The organism is Providencia sp., assembly GCF_052096715.1.
GTDB lineage: Bacteria > Pseudomonadota > Gammaproteobacteria > Enterobacterales > Enterobacteriaceae > Providencia.
This window is the reverse complement of the sequence record NZ_JBQDNB010000004.1, coordinates 112,083-131,782: the sequence shown is the minus strand read 5'-3', so window position 1 is coordinate 131,782 and position 19,700 is coordinate 112,083. Positions and strand designations below refer to the sequence as shown.

Genomic DNA, 19,700 nt, shown 5'->3' with positions numbered 1-19,700 from the left:
TTAAGGTGATGGTCAGTTGCAGATTGTCACCTGATTTAAAATCAGTGCTTGGTTTTGTGCTGAGTGTAACACTGTCTACCACACCACGAGCTCCTGATGTACCAGCACCATTTGACGTTGCGGTTACTGTATCTGGAGCTATAACTTGTAGTGTTTCTGGTTTTGATGATTGGCTATTTGCAGTGATAACAATATTGTGTGAACCACTTTGCTGACCTAACAATGTTCCGATATAACTACCATTTGCTTGTTGGGTAACGGCAATTTTTAAGGGTTGTTGCTGACCCATTTTAACGTCAACCTGTGTGATCCCTGTGACTGGGTGACCATTTTTATCCGTCAGGGATACAGTGAAGGTACTTTCGGCACCTGCTGCTACTGGTGCGATATTATTGATATCAATTTTATGGATAGCATTACTGCCTAGCTGTGGCTTGACATCAATAATAATCGTTGGGCTTTGTATCTTATTTGCGGTGATAAATAAATGGTCTTGTCCCAATTGCATTAAGGCTAAGTTGGCCGTATAAGTTCCATCTTTTTGTGCTACCCAAGTGACTTTACCTGTTTGCTTATGGGTGAGTGATTGCGCTAAATCGACGCCAGTTAGTGAGTTATCAAAAGCATCTTTTAATGTAGCCGTTAGCTTTAACGTATCGCCAGACTTCAAGCCTTTGCTTGGTGAAACGGTGAGTGTCGCGGTGTTGACCACACCACGAGAACCTTTTTTACCACTGTTATTGTTGGCTATAGCTGTCGGTGAGGTGACTGTTAAGGTTGATTCAGCAGATTTAACACCGCCAACCGTTACGATGACTTTATGGTCTCCTGATTTTTGGCCAGAAAGGGTACCGGTATAGGTTCCTTTGTTGACGGTTTCAGTGATCTTAAGCAACTCTTCAGCACCATCGATAGCGGCTATTACGTTATTATCTATCCCTGTGATGGGTTGGTTGTTGTCATCAGTAAGTGCCAGTGTTATAGCACTGGTTTCACCAGCGGCTGGTGTAGTGATGCTGTTAATTTTAACTTGTTTGATTTGCGTGGTTCCGGTGGCATTACCGATATTAATAACAAGTGGCGAAGTTGTTATTTGGTTCACTTTTACCGTTAAATTGTCTTGGCCAATTTTTGTTAGTGGCAAAAGAGTGGTGTAGCTACCGTTGTGTTGGTCTGACCAAATAAGGTTGCCAGGTATTTTTTGCTGATGCTGTAACTGAATATTGGAACCATTGAGCCCTTCAAGAGGGTTATCAAAGGCATCTTTGAGTACCATAGATAACTGTAATGATTGGCCTGATTTGAGATTTTTGGTCGATGAAGAGGTTAACTCGATGGTTTTAATGACACCACGTTGATTTTCTACACCACTACCATCCTTTTTATTAACGGGGATCGTTCTCGTCGCTTTTACTATCCAAATTTGTGATGCTATTTTGTTATTGGCATTAACTTCAATGGTATATTTACCCGAATTTTTTGCTGGTAATTCAGCGGTATAAGTACCTTTCTCAGTCAATGAATCCACTAAAGTAATTGCTGCTGATTTTCCATTGATCTTAATTGCAATCTTGCTTGAGATAGTTGTAACGGGATGCTGGTATATATCGCTGGCTTTTACCGTGATAGTTTGCTTTTCACCCGCTTCGCTAGGGCTGATTGTATCAAGTACGATATTGCTGACTTTATTGAAATCAGTCGCATTATTAACTTCAATTTTGGTTATTGGTGTTTTATGGCCATTAATAGACGCAGATAAGTCATTCGAACCTATTTGCGCTAATGGTAAAGCGATAGTGTAAGAGCCATCACCATTGTCAGTCCATTTCAACGAACTTGTCTTATACCCATCGAGAATGATATTGCTTGTGTCGATAGCCGTTAACGGATTATTAAATGCATCAACTAAGGTTACCGTGATATCCAGTTTGTCACCTGATTGCAGGCGTGTGATATCACCTGTAGTCAGGGTAATGTTATTGATAACGCCACGTTCACCACTATTACCCGTTCCGCTTGAATTATTCGAGCTAATTGGGGCCGGTTTTTTCACCTTCAAAGTATCTTTAGCGGAGTTTTGTCCATTCACCGTGGCAGTAATTTTATGGTCACCTGCTTGCAGTGCTGGTAGCGTGATTTCATAAATACCCGGTTTCCCTTCTTTTGCTGGTAGGGTGTGTTTGGTGCCATTAATATCGACAGTGATTTCTTTTTCACCGACAATCGGATGACCATGTTTATCGGTTAATGTGACGGTTATTGTGCTGTTAGAGCCCGCGGCAGGTTGTTCTTTTTTCGTGATGACAACTTTGCTAACCTTGTCTTTCCCGTTGGCATGGTTAACTTGAATTGTCTTTGTAGGTGTTTTATTACCATTAATTGAAGCGATTAAATCTTTTGTGCCAACCTCGGTTAATGTGAGAGTTGTCGTGTAAGCCCCATCACCTTTATCGTTCCAGACTAACGTTCCGTTATATCCTTCAAGTTTGATGTTGTTGGTGTCGAGTTCCGTTAAACCGTTACCAAAGGCATCGATGATAGAGACAGTAATCTCTAACTTATCATCAGACTGTAGGTTAGCGGTATTGCCCGTCATTATGGTAATTTTATCAACAACCCCTTGTTCACCTTTGTTGCCAGTCCCTTTGGGGTTTTTCGGTTTAACTGGGGTGGGTTTTGCTACCACTAATGTATTTTCGATTGAATCTTTGCCATTAACGCTAGCGCTAATGTTGTGGTTACCCGCTTGAAGTGCTGGCAGAGTGATTTCATAAATACCGTCAGTTTTTTCCGTTGCGGCTAGTTTGTGCGGTTGTCCTCCAATATTAACGGTAATTTCCTTTTCACCGATCACTGGGTTGCCATATTTATCTGTCAGCTTGATGGTGAGATTACCCTCTGTACCGGCAGGCGGTGTTTTGATGGTAAGGATCTCGATTTTACTGACTTTATCTGTACCCGTCGCATTACCGACTTGAACTTGTACTATGGGTGTTTTATGACCATTAATGGAAGCGATTAAGCTATTACTGCCCGCTTCAGTTAACGTGATATTGGCTGAGTATGAACCATCACCTTTATCAACCCATGTGAGACTGCCTGCTTTGTGCCCATCTAGGGTGATATTGCTAGTATCAATATCTTTTAATGCATTACCAAATGCATCAGTTAACGTGACGATGACCTCAAGCTTATCCCCTGATTGCAGATGCGTAATATCGCCAGTGGTTATCGCAATTTTATCGATAACCCCTTTTTCACCTTTATGACCAGTACCGTTAGCGTTTTCCGATTTAATCGAGGTGGGTTGTGCGACTACCAATGTGTTTTTAGTTGAATCTTTGCCATTAACGCTAGCACTAATATTGTGGTCTCCTGCGAGCAGTGCTGGCAGTGTGACTTCATAAATACCGGGCTTACTTTCTTTCGCTGGCAGAGTGTGTTTGCTGCCATCAATATCAACAATAATCTCTTTTTCACCAACGACAGGGTGGCTATTTTTATCAGTTAATTCGACAATTAACGTGCTGCTTGAGCCCGCTGCGGGTTGTTCTGTGAGGGTTATTTTAACTTCGCTGACCTTATCTTTACCTGTTGCATTGTTGACATGGATTTGTACAGGAAGTGTTTTCTGGTTATTGATAGATGCGGTTAAGTCATTAATGCCTAGTTCGGTTAATGTGATAGTCGTTGTGTACTTACCATCGCCTTTATCAACCCATGTTAAGGTGTCGCCTTTATGATTACCAATATCTATCTTATTGGTATCTAAACCAACTAATCCGTTACCAAAGGTATCTGAAATAGAAACTGTGATGTCTAATAAATCACCTGAATGTAGATTGCTCGTATTGCCAGTTGTAATTTCTATTTTATCGACAACCCCTTGTTCACCTTTTTGCCCCGTACCGCTAGGGTCTTTAGGTTGAATAGGTTGCGGTTTGTCGACAATCAGTAGCTCTTTTGGTGACTCCTCACCGTTAATTGTGGCCGAAATACTATGGTTACCCGCATGCTGCCCACTAATAGTGGTTTCATAAATTCCTGGGGATTTTTCTGTCACAGGTAAGATGTGAGGCTTTCCATCAATATTGATAGTGATTTCTGTTTCGCCGACGACAGGGTTACCATTTTTATCGGTTAATTCGATGGTGATGGTGCTATCTGCTCCTGCGGTAGGTTTGGTGATATTTGTAATTTCGACTTTATTAATATTGATGGTGCCAGTAGCATTATTGACTTGTATTTGCGTTTGTGGACTTGTAGTGCCATTGATTGAGGCGGTTAAATCTTTATTACCAACGTCGGTTAACGGTAAGGTGGTGGTGTATGAACCATCTTTATTATCCGTCCAATGCAAAGAATCCCCTTTGTGATCGCCAATATTGATATTATTGGTATCTAAACCAGATAAACCATTATCAAATGCATCGGTGATCGTCACCGTGAGCTCAAGCGTATCGCCTGATTGCAAACCATGGCTTTTATTTGGGGTAATAATGATGCTGTTAATAACACCTTGTTCACCTTTTGGACCTGTACCGTTAGGATTCGCCGGCGATATCGGTTTAGGCGGTTCAATGATCATGGTTTCTGATGGTGAGACTTGGCCGTCAACGGTTACAGTTACTGTTGGTTTCCCCATTTGTTGTCCCGGCAAGCTGCCGATATAAATTCCACTACCTGGATGGGTCTCGGTAATGATAACGGGTGTTTCTGTACCATCGATATTCACCATGACTGTGCCATCAGCTCCTGACACAGGGTTACCATGGGTATCCGTTAACGAAATGGTAATAGTACTATCATCCCCAGCAGCGGCTTGCGAGATATCCGTAATGACAACATGTGCTAATTGACCGAAGACAAAATTGACGGTTGCAGTGACATTCTGCTCATTGAGGCTCGCTGTGATATTGGTTGACCCAGCAATCAGGGTGCTTACGTCAACTTCGGTGTTACCTTGTTCATCACTAGGATTAACTTGTGTCACCGTGGCATTTTTCGAGTCAAGATGCAGCATAACCCCTTTAATCGGATGGTTATTGTTATCGGTGATATGGAAGTTGATTTTATTTTTTGCTTTTCCATCGGCAACGGCGTTATCACTGATTATATTGAAAGCATTAATATGAGCTTGTTGGGTATCGGCGATAAAGACAAAAATAGACTCAATTGGCGTACCTTTGCCCGCTGTGGCTTGAATACGATGCTCGCCTGTGACCAGAGAAGTGAACTGAATTGATGCTTCACCTTTCATGTTAGTGACAATGTCATATTTTTGTTTAGTGGTTGATTTTGCCGCCTGCATTTTTTTAAATAGGTTGCTAAAAGCCATACTTGAAGAGGTGGCTTTTTGGGTCACTAATTTGAGTTCAGGGGGCAAAGTAAAAGTAACATTGGCATTTGGCGCTACATTACCAAGGGGATCTCTGGCAACGATAGTGAGGGTGTTAACATCCTGACCATTGGCTAACGTATTGCCTTTTTGAGTGATTTCGTTTTGACGAATAGATAATACGCCCGAATTGGTCACTTCAATCAGTGTTGTTGCTTGTGGTGAAATATTTCCTTTGGTGTCTGATGCGGTTACCGTGAGTCGATAGAGGTTGATTTTTTGCCTTTCTTGCTCAGTCATCGCGACTTTGTAGGAAGGTAATTTGATTTGCGTTGCGGTACCATTGAGGTTGATTTTTCCGCCTGCACTTAGAAATTCAGGGGCTTGTACCACAAGGTTATCTAAAGGATATTTGGTTGTTAATGCATTGATTATTGGTAACTCATCTCCAGATTGTCCTTGAATTTTTGCAGGCAATGAGAGGGATATGAGCGTTTTTTTCTGATATTCCAACACAATGTTATTATTGCGATTAACAAAATCATAGCGATTACCCATTAGGCGGCGTGAGTCACCCACTTTGGTCGGATCAAGCTGCTCAGCTAGGGTTTTACCCAATGCCCACGTAAATTGAACTTTGGCGCTAGTTTCACTTAATTTACCGCTGATTTTGTGCTCTGCGTTTAGGGTAACGAGTGAGAATGGGGTCCAGTTAACGCCAACAGTGGTGGCGAGTGGGTCTTTTTGGCGTTTATCTTTGCCAAATAGGGCGACATCATCGCCGAAATACTGCTCAAATTTCAGGTTTCCGCCAATATTAGGATAAGACGGTAACCAACCTTCGGCTTGTAGATCCCATCCATTGGCAGGACGTGCATTATAATCGTTATCTAATTCTGATGCGCTACGCCATGAAGACGTGCGCATATAAGTATTGGCGCTAAGTTTTAAAAAGTCTTGTGCATATTCTGCGCCAAAACCTAAGCGTGAGTGATAGCGAGATAAATCATGGTCAAAAAAGGCATTGACGCCCATCATGCGCTCAGGAGTAAAGTGACGCACACCAATACCATTATTGGTTTGTAATCGGCCATCAGTGCGGTGAATGTTATGTTGGCTAAAGAGTAATAAATCAGGTTGGTCATACCAAGGAACTAACCAATCTAATTGGGTATTTTTAATGGACAGTTTTTTGTCTACGTCAACACTGAACTTGGCATTACCTGTTTTCGATAGCCAACGATTGATTTCGTTAGTTGCAGTATGTGTTACTTTATTGCGTGCATAATCTTGCGCCATATCGGCAAGGTCTTTAGTACTTTTTTTATCTGCAATAAAGTGTGCTGCACTCTGACTATATTCAGCGATAAATTGCTCAACTTTATGATCATCAGTAGGTGCTGAATCACTACCCAGTGTTGGCAGTTCATCGGGACTTAGCATTTTTGCATAGCTCGGTGTGATTGGTACAATCACCGAAGACCAAATTGCCGTAAATAGCACAAAGCCGTTTGAGAGCTTGTGTTTCAGTGTTGGCTTTTGTGTTGACGTAGCGGGGTTCATTCAATTCATTCCTAGTTTTAATATTAACGTGGCTATTGTGGAATGCTTATATAGGTAAGAGCTTGTGAATTAGTTTGACTTAAACAGAAGCCAAATTTTCAATAAGGAATAACGCGGAATTGACGACGTTTATTGATAAGCGTGAAAACGCGTAATAAAAATGCATTTGAAACAGATTTAATTCGTTTTGGAAAAGACCTTACCTTAATGAAAACAATAAGATAATTAATGGATTTAAGTTTGAAAGCGATGTAGGTATATGGTCTTAAATAACCATTAAAATGAATGATTTCATCGGTATGATAATCAATTTCGTCGGTGTTAGAAGAAACCTTGTATAGGTGAGTTTCGGATGAAAAAAAGCCCCAATGAAGGGGCTAAAGATTAAATAAGTTATGCCTATGTTATTAGTTTTACCGCGATTCAATTTTTTGGAACAGCTGGTTTAATAAACTCCACGGTGAGTATTTTTGGGGTGTTGGCTTATTTATCGGCTGTCTAAGTTGTGTACCTGTATAAGGATGGCGGGCCTGTTGGGATTCAGTGAGTGTGGTATTCGCTGAGGTCCCTGAAATAAAGTTAACCTGAGCCGTTGTCGTACTGCCATTAACGGTTGCAATAATATCAATTGGGCCTGCGACTAAGCTGCTAATTTCTATTTCCGTATTGCCTTGTTCATCGGTTAGTTTCGTTGGAAAGATAATGGCGTTTTTAGCTTCAAAATGTACGAATGCACCTTTGATAGCTTGCCTATTGTTATTTACGATATGAAACTTAACTTTATTTTTCGCTATACCATTGGCGACTGAATTATTTTGCAGTATTCGGGTACTGCTAATAAATGATTGCTCAATATCGGGCTTAAAGTTGAACATCTCTTCAATTTCTTCTCCATGGCTCGAGCTCGCTTTAATCATATAGTCCCCAGCGATGAGTGCAGTAAACTCAATAGATGCCTCCCCTTTACTATTTGCGACAATATTTTGCTTTTGTTCTGAGACGGATTTCGCTGCTTGGGTTTTCCACATGAAATGATTGAATAAAGAGCGATATTCATCATTTTTTTGGCTCACGGATTTGAGGCCATTTGGTAAGGTAAAAGTCACTTTGGCATTGGGAACAATGTGTCCAAGTGTATCTTTAATCACCACAGAGAATGTATTGGCATCTTTTCCATTGGCTATTGCATTATTCTTTTTAAAAGCACTTTCATGACTGATAGAAAGGGCACCTGTATCGGTGACTTCTATTAGGGTTTCCGCTTTCGGTGAAACATTACCTTTGGTGTCATAAGCTGTTACTGTGAGGCGATAAAGATTATGTTTTTGATTCTCTAATTTATTGGCCGCGATTTTGTAAGAGGGTAATTTTATTGAGCTCGCGGTGCCATTAAGTGTCAGAACCCCGCCCGCTGCAATTAATTCAGGAGCTTCTATGATGATTTTCTCAAGGGGATATTCGGTCGTTAAATTTCGAATAATAGGGAGTTCTTGCCCAGTTACACCTTGAATAATTTTGGGCAAGGACAATGAAATCAGCGTGTTCTTTTGGTATTCCAAAACAATGTTGTTATTACGGTTAACAAAATCATAGCGGCTATTGGAGATATGACGGGTGGCCGCAACTGCTGAGGTATCAAGATGCTGTGCTAGGCTCTTGCCTAATAACCAAGTGAATGCAATTTTTGCATGTGTTTCATTTTTACCCCCATTTCCCATGCGATGCTCCGTATTGAGCGCAAGCAGCGGGAAGGGTGACCAGTTGATTCCGACGGTGGCGGCTATTGGATTTTTTTGGCGTTCATCTTTGCCAAATAAAGCCACATCATCGCCGTAATACTGTTCTAGTTTTAAGTTAGCGCCGAGATTTGGATAACTGGGCAACCAACCTTCGGCTTGTAGATCCCAGCCGTTGGCAGGGCGGGCATTATAATCGTATTCTAATTCAGATGCACTGCGCCAAGAAGATAACCCTAAATAGCTATTTGCACTAATTTTGAGGTAATCCTGTGCATATTCTGCACCGAATCCTAAGCGTGAATGGTAATGGGATAAGTCATGATCAAAAAAAGCATTCAACCCCATCATATCATACTATCTTGATTAAAGCGACGTAAACCAATGCCGTTATTCATCTGTACTCGGCCATCGGTGCGATGAATACTATGTTGGGTAAAGAGTAGTAAATCTGGTTTATCATACCAAGGGACTAACCAATCTAGCTGAGAGTTTTTAATGGATAGTTTTTTATCAAGGTTAATACTGAGTTTGGCGTTGCCTGCTTTAGATAGCCAATGGGTAATTTCATCAGTGGCAGCATTGGCAGCTTGATTGCGTACGTACTCTTGGGCCATTTCAGCTAAGTTTTTGGTGTTTTTTTCTTCAGCGGAAAAATTTGCTGCATTTTGGCCATATTCAGCTAAAAAACGTTCAGTGCTATCTTCAGGCTGAATCTCTTCGAATTGAATTGCATCGCTACCTAATGTAGGCAGATCTTCTAAATTGAGCATTTTGGCATAGCTCGGCATGGCTGGCACAATAGCAGCAGACCAGATAGCGGTAAATAATACAAAGCTATTTGATAGTTTTAATTTCAATGTTGACGAAGAGGGGCCCATCGGATTTATTCCTGATATCAATATTAACATTGCTATTGTTGAATATTTATATAGGTAAGAGCTTGGGAATTAGTTGGACTAATTGAGAAGGGAAATTGAAACTTTGGAATAGTTCAGAATTGGCAACTTTAATTAACAACAGTAACATATTAAATATAAAGCGGATAAAATAGACAGATTATTAATTGGAATTAATCTTACTCAAATAAAAACAATGCGTTAAAGAAGGAAATTATGGAATTAACTTTTTTAGGAACCAGTGCCGGAGTACCGACAAAGCAACGTAATGTCACTAGTATGATATTAAATTTAGTCGGTATTCGAAAAAGTTATTGGCTGTTTGATTGCGGCGAAGGTACGCAACACCAAATATTGAATAGTGAGTTTAAAATACCCAGAATTGATAAAATTTTTATTACTCATTTACATGGAGACCATATTTTTGGTCTACCCGGTTTATTATGTAGTCGCTCAATGAGTGGCTCAACTGACCCATTAACCTTATATGGCCCAAAAGGGCTGAAGCAATATATTGAGACGGCACTTTTGATTAGTGCATCTTATCTCACCTATCCATTGGATATTGTGGAGATTACAGCTGGACAATTATTTGATGATGGTGAATTGATTGTTACGGCATATTCTTTAGATCATCGTGTGGAGTGTTATGGATATCGTATCGAGGAACACCCTAAAAATGGCATGCTTAATGCGATAAAACTGGCTAATGATGGTATTCCTCGAGGTCCGTGGATGCAGGCGCTTAAAGCCGGAGAAACCATTACTTTGGACGATGGCCGAGTGATTAATGGCGCTGATTACCTTGGCGACCCGATAGCCGGCAAAGTGATTGCTATCTTCGGTGATACTGAACCAACAGCGCAGGCAGTATTATTAGCGAAAGACGCTGATGTGATGGTGCACGAAACTACACTTGAATCTGCATTTGAAGCCAAAGCTAATGAACGGGGTCACTCGACAACTTGCCAAGCAGCCCAGCTAGCACGAGATGCAGGGGCTAAACGTTTCATCGCCACCCATATCAGTGGTCGATACAGTGAAAAAGATATTCCTATGCTGTTAGCCGAATGTCAGGCTATTTTCCCCGCGACAGAAATCGCAGTGGATTATTTAACCGTGAAAATTTGACATTTTTTTCTGCAGAATTGAGAGGATGTCAATGTGAGCTTTTTGTTATTAGTCATAGGGTATGTATTGGTTTTGATCGCTGTTCATTAAATCAATTAATTTATGATTAACAAAAAGTTTTTCTCTTCCTGATTGAATTTCATTTAATACATTAATATCGCAAAGTTTTTTTAAGTAATCAGATGCGGTTTGTCTTTTTGCTATATTTTTATCAACTAAGTTTTTTATTCGGCAATAAGGTTGTTCGAAAATACACTGTAGTAATTCATAACTGTAGATATCATTATGTGTATTTCTAATATGCAAAGCGGTGTGATCCATTAATGTGCGAATTGTATTTATTTTATCAACTGTCCACCTTGATGTGTGCTCAACAGCAGATAGGATATATAAAACCCAAGACTCCCAATCTTGCTCTTTAGTGACGTTCAATAGGTGAGAGTAATAGTCGTTTCTATTTTTAATGATGTAACGACTTAAATAGATGATAGGTAAGGTTATTAATTTTTTCTCGATTAAAAAGAGTATGTTTATAACTCTTCCTGTACGGCCGTTACCGTCGGTAAAAGGGTGAATTGCTTCAAATTGATAATGGGTAATCGCGAGCTTTACTAAAGGGTCTAAATCATCCTCTTGGTGGATAAACTTTTCCCAATTAGTGAGAAGCTCGATAATTATTTGTTCACCTAGTGGTGGTGTATAAATAACTTCTCCCGTTACTTGATTTTTTAATGCTGTTCCCGGTAATTTTCTGATATCCATTCGTGTATTTTTAATCGTATTACAGACCGTTAGGGCTGTATTTGCGCACAATGGTCTATTTTTTAAATCTGTATAACCTTCGTATAGCGCAGTTCTATAGCGAAGCGCTTCTTTAGTCATTGGGTCTGCATGACTATCTTCATTGACATACTGAAAAAGTTTATCGGTAGTTGTCACGATATTTTCAATTTCGGAGCTGTCTTTAGCCTCAAGGATGGGAATGAGATTAATGAGTAAATTTTGATTGGGTAATAATTCACCAGCTTGTCTAAGACCTTCAAGCGCGGTTCTTGCTTGTATGCATGCTTTTAATACTTTTTTTGTTTCAATAGCTTGGTAAGGGGGTAATAAGGGGAGGTTATTATAGGGTTGTGCAGGATTCCACATAATATATTTCTCAATCATTTTATATAAACAGTATGAAGTTGAATTTACCACTTTATATTTAACGTGTCGAAAAATATCCTAAAAATGTACATAATTGAAAGATATGTTGATTGTATCGACACATCAATAAAACGTGTCGAAAAAGAGCCTTACAACGTACATGTTTGGACATTATGTCGATTGTATCGACACATCAATAAAACGTGTCGAAAAAGAGCCTTAAAACGTACATGTTTGTACGTTATGTCGATTGTATCGACACATTAATAAAACGTGTCGAAAATTAGCTTAAAAACGCACATATTATTTTTCTAATAGATGATTTTCACAAAACCATTTCGGCAGTAAGCTTCATATTCATCAGATAACTGCCGATTGGTTACAACGACATCAAACTGAGACAGCTCGCCCATATTGGCTGTGGCTACTTCATCAAATAAGTTGTATTGCACTAATAATATTTTACGAATGGATTTCTCCATCGCTTTTTTCTTCATTGGTAAATCATCAATGTTATAGCAGGTGACTCCATAGGTACTGTGTACACCAGATGCAGAGATGAATGCTTTTTTAGGATTTATTGAATCAAGAAGGGATGGCAAGGTTGGGCTATAAAATGAATCACTTTTAGGACGATATTCACCGCCACATAAAAGGGCAGTGGCATTTTTTTTCTGACTTAAAGCAAGAAAAACGTTATGAGAGTAACAAATTCCTGTGAAATTTATTTCATCAGGGATAAGCGAAATTAGTGTAGCCATTTCAATGCCGTTATCAAAAAAGATCACATCATCATCGGTGACCATACTGGCGGCTAAATTGGGTATATACAATTCTTCAGTTTGATCTGGCGTGAAAACATCTGCTTGCGGCTCATTGGTGGCAAGTGTGCCAGGTTGTGTGACAGAAACAATATAACCCCCAAGCAGAGACATGGGGATAGGGCCTTCAGTATCAGCACCTAAATCTCGACGGATTGTCATTTCAGAGACTTCAAGTATACGGGCCGCTTCTTTAAGATGAATGCGTCCTGAACGTTTCAGACATTCACTTAAGCGGCGAAGGCGTTCTTTTTGTTTTGTTTCTATCACCGATCCATCCTTTTTATAACGGCGCGGACTTGCCGCGCCACACCGTTTAGTAATCACTTGGTGTTGTATTGTCTCCGGTTACAATCGAGACACTCGCACTTGCGCCAACACGGTTAGCACCCGCTTTAATCATTTTGATTGCGGTTTCACGGTCACGAACGCCACCTGATGCTTTAACACCAATTTCATCACCAACCACTTTACGCATTAATGCAACATGGTGCTCAGTGGCACCCATTGTACTGAAACCTGTTGAAGTTTTCACAAAACCGACTTTAATTGTGCGGCAAATTTCACAAACTTGTGTAATTTCTTCATCAGTTAACAGACAATTTTCTAAAATAACTTTTAATGTTGCTTTACCACAAGCCGCAAATACTGCTTCAATATCTTTGCGAACGAATTCTAAATCACCACTTTTTAGCATACCGACATTGATAACCATGTCGACTTCATCAGCGCCACGGCGAACTGCTTCAGCAGCTTCAAATGCTTTTGCTTCTGTTAAACAAGCGCCTAACGGAAAGCCTACCACACAGCAGACCTTAACATCGCTATTTTTTAAGCATTCACTCGCTAAAGGAACGTTAGCCGTATTCACACAAACTGATGCAAAATGATGTTCTGCGGCTTCTGCACATAGCTGTTTGATGTCACTCACGGTAGCATTAGCAGCAAGTAGAGTGTGGTCAATATATTTTGCTAAATCTTGCATTTTTAAACCTTCCTATATAAATGTGGATTAGGTAACAAAGAATGATGAAATGTTGCAGATATAACACTTGTACATTCGTTATTCGAGATCTTAATCACAAATGATATTATTGCAACATGATAGTGTTGCTATCATATCATTATGTGATTTATTTAACACGAGGGACATTATGGATATAGCAGTTATAGGCTCAAATATGGTCGATTTGATCACTTACATCGATCAGATGCCAAAAGAAGGCGAAACATTAGAAGCGCCAGCGTTCAAAATTGGTTGTGGTGGGAAAGGGGCTAATCAAGCGGTTGCCGCTGCGAAGCTTAACTCAAAAGTGATTATGTTAACAAAAGTGGGCGATGATATTTTTGCCGATAATACCATTCGTAATCTTGAGTCCTATGGCATCAATACGCGCTATGTTGAAAAAGTACCTTGTACATCAAGTGGTGTCGCGCCCATTTTTGTCAATCAAAACTCATCTAACAGTATTTTGATTGTGAAAGGTGCCAATAAATTTTTGTCACCAGAAGATATCGAACGTGCAGCTGAAGACTTAAAAAAATGTAAGTTAATTGTATTGCAGCTTGAAGTACAACTTGAAACTGTTTATCACGCTATCGCATTCGGCAATAAAAACGGTATTCCTGTTTTACTTAATCCTGCACCTGCTCAGCGTACTTTAGATCTTGATTTTGCTTGCCGTTGCGATTTCTTTGTTCCTAATGAAACTGAACTGGAAATTTTAACCAATATGCCAGTTAACACTATGGATAATGTTCGTCGTGCAGCGCAGTCTCTTCTCGACAAAGGGTTGAAAAATCTTATTGTGACATTAGGTGAAAAAGGCGTGTTGTGGATGACGCGTGACAGTGAGTTGTATCTTCCTGCGATTGAAGTGAACGCCATTGATACGAGCGGCGCTGGCGATGCTTTTATCGGATGCTTTGCACATTATTATGTACACACGGGCAATATTGAAGAAGCACTGAAAAAAGCGGTGATGTTTTCTGCATTTAGTGTGACAGGAAAAGGCACCCAATCGTCTTATCCAAGTATTGAGCAGTTTAGTGAGTTTGTTCAACTTAATAGCTGATATTCGTTATCTTTCAGATGCAGATTTCGGTATCTCTTACCGACTTCTTGCACTTGAATGATTTTGAGTAAACACCGACTGAACTCAAATGCTGCCAATAGAGCAATAAAGCAGGGTTCAGTGGGTTAATATTATAACTATACACACATAATTCGGGATGCATGTAGGTGGCAAGTGAAACAATTCGATAAGCATACATTATTAAGTATGTGACTCGGAGGGATAAGTGCAGCCAACGATCAAGCATCTGGAAGTATGATAAGTATATAAGGGTACCCTATGAACATTAATAAGATCACTCAGCTACCTGATGGTTACCTGAGTAAGACACCTCTATTTCAATTTATCCTACTGTCTTGCCTTTTTCCGCTATGGGGATGTGCTGCGGCACTAAATGATATTCTCATCACTCAGTTTAAAAGTGTTTTTGAACTGAGTAACTTTGCTTCTGCGTTAGTACAAAGTGCCTTCTATGGTGGTTACTTTTTGATAGCGATCCCTGCGTCATTAGTGATTAAAAAAACCAGTTATAAATACGCCATTATGGTTGGGCTTATTCTTTATATCGCAGGTTGTTCCTTATTTTTCCCTGCTTCTCACATGGCTACCTATACCATGTTTTTAGCTGCAATATTTGCGATTGCTATTGGTTTGAGTTTCCTTGAAACCGCAGCGAACACATACAGTTCAATGATTGGTCCAAGGGAATATGCCACATTACGTCTTAATATTAGCCAGACTTTTTACCCAATTGGTGCCGCGGGCGGTATTTTGTTAGGTAAGTATTTAGTGTTCTCTGAAGGGGATAGCCTGCAAAACCAAATGGCGGGCATGAATCCAGAGCAACTCCATGCATTTCGCTTGGAGATGTTAGAAAATACCCTTGAGCCATATCGTTATATGATTATGGTGCTAGTGGTCGTAATGGCATTGTTTTTAATCACTAAATTCCCTAAATGTAAAGTTGCTGAGACTAAAGATCATAAACGCCCATCAGCCATGGACACATTAAAATATTTAGCAAAAAATAGCCGTTTCAGAAAAGGCATTATTGCTCAGTTTTTATATGTGGGAATGCAGGTAGCGGTTTGGTCATTCACTATTCGTTTAGCGCTCGAAATGGGTGATATTAATGAACGTGATGCATCTAACTTTATGGTGTATAGCTTCGCGTGCTTCTTTATTGGTAAGTTTATCGCTAATATTTTAATGACACGTTTTAATGCTGAAAAAGTATTGATTATTTACTCAGTAATTGGCGCGTTATTCCTCATTTATGTTGCCTTTATTCCTAGTTTTACTGCGGTATACGCAGCGGTTATGGTGAGTATTCTATTTGGACCTTGCTGGGCAACTATTTACGCTGGCACATTGGAAACGGTTGATAACGAACATACTGAAATGGCTGGTGCCGTGATTGTGATGGCAATTGTTGGTGCCGCAGTTGTACCTGCCATTCAAGGCTACGTTGCCGATGTACTACATTCCTTACAACTTTCATTCCTAGTTTCTATGTTCTGTTTTGTCTATGTCGGTATCTATTTTGTTAGTGAGCGTCGTTTCAAAACAAAACAATTAGCGAAATAATAGATTTAATAAATCTTGGGTAGGTTTACCTGCCCAAATTCACCTAACTAAACCGTGAGTATGAAAATGAATACAATAATTCCGCTTCACAAACGCTTATTTACGGAAAAGTCGTCATTAATTTTGAAAAATAACCAGTTTTCTGTCACTGCATTTACTTATAGCAGTGGTGTTGAAGGACTGAGAATTGAAAACCAACAAGGTTATTTAACTATTTTACCATTTTTAGGCCAAATGATTTGGGATGCAGAATTTTGTGGCCAAAATCTGAAAATGGAAAATATGTTTTCAGAGCCTAAACGCGTTCCAACGGTTATTGAAACTTATGGCTGTTTTGCTTTTCATTCAGGTTTAATCAGTAATGGCTGCCCATCACCAGAGGACACCCACCCACTACATGGCGAAATGCCTTGTGCATCAATGGATAATGCATGGCTTGAGATTAATGAAACTAGCATTCGTATTTGTGGTGAATATGAGTATGTGATGGGTTTTGGACATCACTATCGTGCTGCACCATCAGTATTATTAAATGCGGGTAGTTCATTATTTGATATTCATATGTCAGTCACTAATCTGGCGTCTGTCCCTATGCCGCTACAATATATGTGTCATATGAATTATGCCTATGTAGATAACGCATCACTGAGTCAAAATATCCCAGAAAACGCAATAAGATTGCGTGAGTCTATACCGGGGCATGTTCACCCAACTCAGCAGTGGTTAGATTTTAATGAATCATTGAAGTCTGGTGATATTAAATTAAATCAGCTCAACCAGCCGCAGATGTGCGACCCTGAAATTGTCTTTTTTATGGATAATTTGGCTCAGTATACCGCAGAGCCTGAGTTTAAGATGACATCACCAGCAGGTAATACCTTTGTGACACGTTTTAAATCTAATGAGCTGAACTATGCAACTCGTTGGATTTTATATAATGGCGACCAAAAAGTGGGTGCATTTGTTCTTCCTGCGACTTGTCGTCCTGAAGGTTTTCTTGCTGCCAAAAATAATCAAACATTAATTTGGTTAGATGCTGGTGAAAATCGTCAATTTACTGTGACAACAGGTGTTGAAAGTTAAGGTTATTCTCTGTGCAAACAGGTAGTTATAAATAGATGGTCATAAACTGCTTGTTTGCTCGGAATTAAAATAATTCATCAAGTAAAATATAGTAACGGATTTTATCCCAGTCAGGGGTTAAATTAAGTTCATCGAATAATAAATTTGTATAATTATTGATGGATTTATTGGATGGAAGGTCATGTAAGATACTACGATAACAGAGTGCAATGTCTTGATAGACATCTGATAAACCCGCTCTCCCCAAATCGATAAAACCTGAAATGTCATTGTTCTCGATAAATATATTAGGGAAGCAATAATCGCCATGAGAAAAGACTAATGTTTCACTAGGACGATTATCTTTTAACCACATTAATAGCGCCGCTGGATCAGCAAAACCCTCTTCGCCATAAGTGCCAGTTTCGGCATCTTCAATGTCACATAAACCTTGTTCAATTCGTTTTTGTGCCAGTTCAAGCTTATAATTTAAATCGCAGAGAAAGGGGCAATCCTGAGTATCGAGCACCCATAACTTTTTTAAGCCTTGGGCAAGTGTTTTAATTAATACATCTGGCTGTTGCAGAAATTGTTTATCTTCAGCCATTTGTCCATTCAAACGACTCATCAATAAGTATTGATGAGTATCACTATAAGCGGTTTCAATAATATTTGGGACAGGCAGCTTCCCTTGAAGCCAACTCATTACCTTATATTCTTGCTGAGATTCTTCATTGATTGTTTCAATTTTTAACACACAATCTGAAAAAAGATATAAATCAGATGCTGATAGCCCAACTACGCTTTTTTGATAGGGGCGGTTATTGATGATTTTTTGAATAGCCGGAGGTACAGAAATAATGTGCGTCATATTATTAATGCTTAATAGTATTTATTGTGGATAACAATAGATAAAGACTAACATTATTTTATGAAGAGATTAGCTTTATTGCTGCTTTGTTCATGAGTGATTAGCCATTTTTAAGTTAAATAATTTGCTGAGTGATCCCATTGATTCATGATCTAAAACGTTATTGATAATTATTGGGAAAATTATATTTATAATTGTTATCTTAGTGACAAGATTTATAAATTACAGCATATAGCAAATGTAAGTTGACTAAAATAATACCATTAGAATGAAGTCATAGGGCGATTAAGTATGATAGAAACACTACTCGAAAAATATGCAGTGGGCATGACGATTATTGCTGTTGGTCTCGCATTATTTGTTGTTTTCGAGGCGATGAGTAAAAGACATAAGCATAAACGAAAAAGTATTTTAGTGCATGTCATCCAAACTGCTGTTTTATGTGCAATTGTGGTGGTTGCTGCTCAATATTTGGATATGGCTTCTAGTGATTTTGATTTAACGTTTATTTCTACACCACTAGTTAATTTTCTGACAACTGCGTTAATTGCATTGATTTTAATGCGAAAACTATTTCAACTCGCTAATCGGTTAGAGAAAAAACAGATTAAAAAAGGCAGCGACCCTACCTCTGCCCGTATTGTTGCACGTGTGTTTAAAACTGCGGTTTTTGTCCTCATCATTTTATTGTTTGGTGAGCATTTTGGCATGAGCTTGTCAGGGTTGATGACATTTGGGGGAATTGGCGGTATTGCTATTGGTATGGCCGGTAAGGATGTCCTGAGTAACTTTTTTTCAGGGTTAATGCTCTACTTTGATAGGCCATTCAACATTGGTGATTGGGTGAGTTCACCAGATAGAAATATAGAAGGTACTGTTGTGGAAATTGGCTGGCGGATCACAAAAATTGTCACGTTTGACCACCGCCCGCTTTATATTCCTAACTCGGTATTTTCATCTATTAGTGTGGAAAACCCAGGACGCATGACTAATCGTCGTATTAAAACTGAACTGGGTTTACGTTACGAAGATGCCGATAAAATGGGTGCGATTGTAGATGAAATTCGTACCATGCTACAACAAGATGAAAACATTGATACGGGGCAAACGTTATTAGTGTATTTCGATGCATTTGCTGATTCATCATTGAATATTATGGTGTATTGTTTTACAAAAACCACCGTGTGGTCAGAATGGTTGGCGGCTCAGCAAGTGGTCTATTTAAAAATTATTGAAATAGTTAAACGCCATGGTGCCGACTTTGCTTATCCAACACAGACTCTGTATATAGAAAAAAACAACTAACGTCCCAATCACCTTAAATCAGCCGACTAATAAACTGTTTAATGATTATTTACTAGTCGGTTAATCTGATAATTTATTTTTTAATGGTATTTATTTCTAATGAAGTGAGCAATAACCCTTAGGATTTTTATGCTATTAACCAGTGGCTTATAAAAAATAATTC

At 39.3% G+C, this 19,700-nt stretch carries 12 protein-coding genes; 5 read left to right on the top strand and 7 right to left on the bottom strand.

Annotated features, from left to right (window positions below):
* From ACTH6U_RS05120 to ACTH6U_RS05110, 3 genes are all read right to left on the bottom strand, one after another.
* On the bottom strand, positions 1-6,901 hold a 6,901-nt coding region (locus ACTH6U_RS05120; RefSeq protein ID WP_441831732.1), incomplete at its 3' end, for an invasin domain 3-containing protein.
* A 413-nt stretch (positions 6,902-7,314) separates the two neighbouring features.
* Positions 7,315-8,988 carry an inverse autotransporter beta domain-containing protein gene (locus ACTH6U_RS05115; protein ID WP_441831731.1) on the bottom strand — a complete coding sequence of 558 codons (1,674 nt, stop codon included), beginning with the start codon at positions 8,986-8,988 and terminating at the stop codon, positions 7,315-7,317.
* Positions 8,985-9,518 (bottom strand): inverse autotransporter beta domain-containing protein, encoded by a 534-nt coding sequence (locus ACTH6U_RS05110; protein WP_441831730.1) that lies wholly within the window; start codon positions 9,516-9,518, stop codon positions 8,985-8,987. The genes ACTH6U_RS05115 and ACTH6U_RS05110 overlap by 4 nt, the downstream gene beginning before the upstream one ends.
* A 234-nt stretch (positions 9,519-9,752) precedes the next feature.
* On the opposite strand from ACTH6U_RS05110, the gene rnz reads away from it, so the two are divergent.
* Complete coding sequence (gene rnz, locus ACTH6U_RS05105) at positions 9,753-10,667, top strand: ribonuclease Z (protein ID WP_441829047.1); 915 nt, start codon at positions 9,753-9,755, stop codon at positions 10,665-10,667.
* A 48-nt stretch (positions 10,668-10,715) separates the two neighbouring features.
* Here the strand turns inward: rnz and fic are convergent, their stop codons facing one another.
* The 3 genes from fic to deoC form a co-directional block, all read right to left on the bottom strand.
* Positions 10,716-11,819, bottom strand: a complete 1,104-nt coding sequence (gene fic / locus ACTH6U_RS05100; protein WP_441831792.1) for a protein adenylyltransferase Fic — start codon at positions 11,817-11,819, stop codon at positions 10,716-10,718.
* Positions 11,820-12,127: 308 nt separating this feature from the next.
* A complete protein-coding gene (gene deoR, locus ACTH6U_RS05095; RefSeq protein WP_441831729.1) occupies positions 12,128-12,907 on the bottom strand; it encodes a DNA-binding transcriptional repressor DeoR in 780 nt (259 codons plus the stop codon).
* 46 nt (positions 12,908-12,953) lie between these two features.
* Positions 12,954-13,622 carry a deoxyribose-phosphate aldolase gene (gene deoC, locus ACTH6U_RS05090; protein ID WP_294104664.1) on the bottom strand — a complete coding sequence of 223 codons (669 nt, stop codon included), beginning with the start codon at positions 13,620-13,622 and terminating at the stop codon, positions 12,954-12,956.
* A gap of 169 nt (positions 13,623-13,791) precedes the next feature.
* Between deoC and rbsK the strand changes: the two genes are divergently transcribed.
* The 3 genes from rbsK to ACTH6U_RS05075 all read left to right on the top strand — a co-directional run bounded on the left by rbsK (position 13,792) and on the right by ACTH6U_RS05075 (position 17,382).
* Positions 13,792-14,712, top strand: a complete 921-nt coding sequence (gene rbsK / locus ACTH6U_RS05085; RefSeq protein ID WP_336429533.1) for a ribokinase — start codon at positions 13,792-13,794, stop codon at positions 14,710-14,712.
* A gap of 279 nt (positions 14,713-14,991) precedes the next feature.
* Entirely contained in the window at positions 14,992-16,299 is a 1,308-nt protein-coding gene (gene fucP / locus ACTH6U_RS05080; protein WP_294104662.1) for an L-fucose:H+ symporter permease, read from the top strand.
* Between the two features lie 66 nt (positions 16,300-16,365).
* Positions 16,366-17,382 (top strand): aldose 1-epimerase family protein, encoded by a 1,017-nt coding sequence (locus tag ACTH6U_RS05075; protein ID WP_294104660.1) that lies wholly within the window; start codon positions 16,366-16,368, stop codon positions 17,380-17,382.
* 64 nt (positions 17,383-17,446) lie between these two features.
* Here the strand turns inward: ACTH6U_RS05075 and ACTH6U_RS05070 are convergent, their stop codons facing one another.
* On the bottom strand, positions 17,447-18,232 hold the full coding sequence (locus ACTH6U_RS05070) for an APH(3') family aminoglycoside O-phosphotransferase (protein ID WP_441831728.1): 786 nt from the start codon (positions 18,230-18,232) through the stop codon (positions 17,447-17,449).
* Between the two features lie 291 nt (positions 18,233-18,523).
* On the opposite strand from ACTH6U_RS05070, the gene ACTH6U_RS05065 reads away from it, so the two are divergent.
* Positions 18,524-19,537, top strand: a complete 1,014-nt coding sequence (locus ACTH6U_RS05065) for a mechanosensitive ion channel family protein (RefSeq protein ID WP_441831727.1) — start codon at positions 18,524-18,526, stop codon at positions 19,535-19,537.
* Positions 19,538-19,700 lie beyond the last annotated feature (163 nt).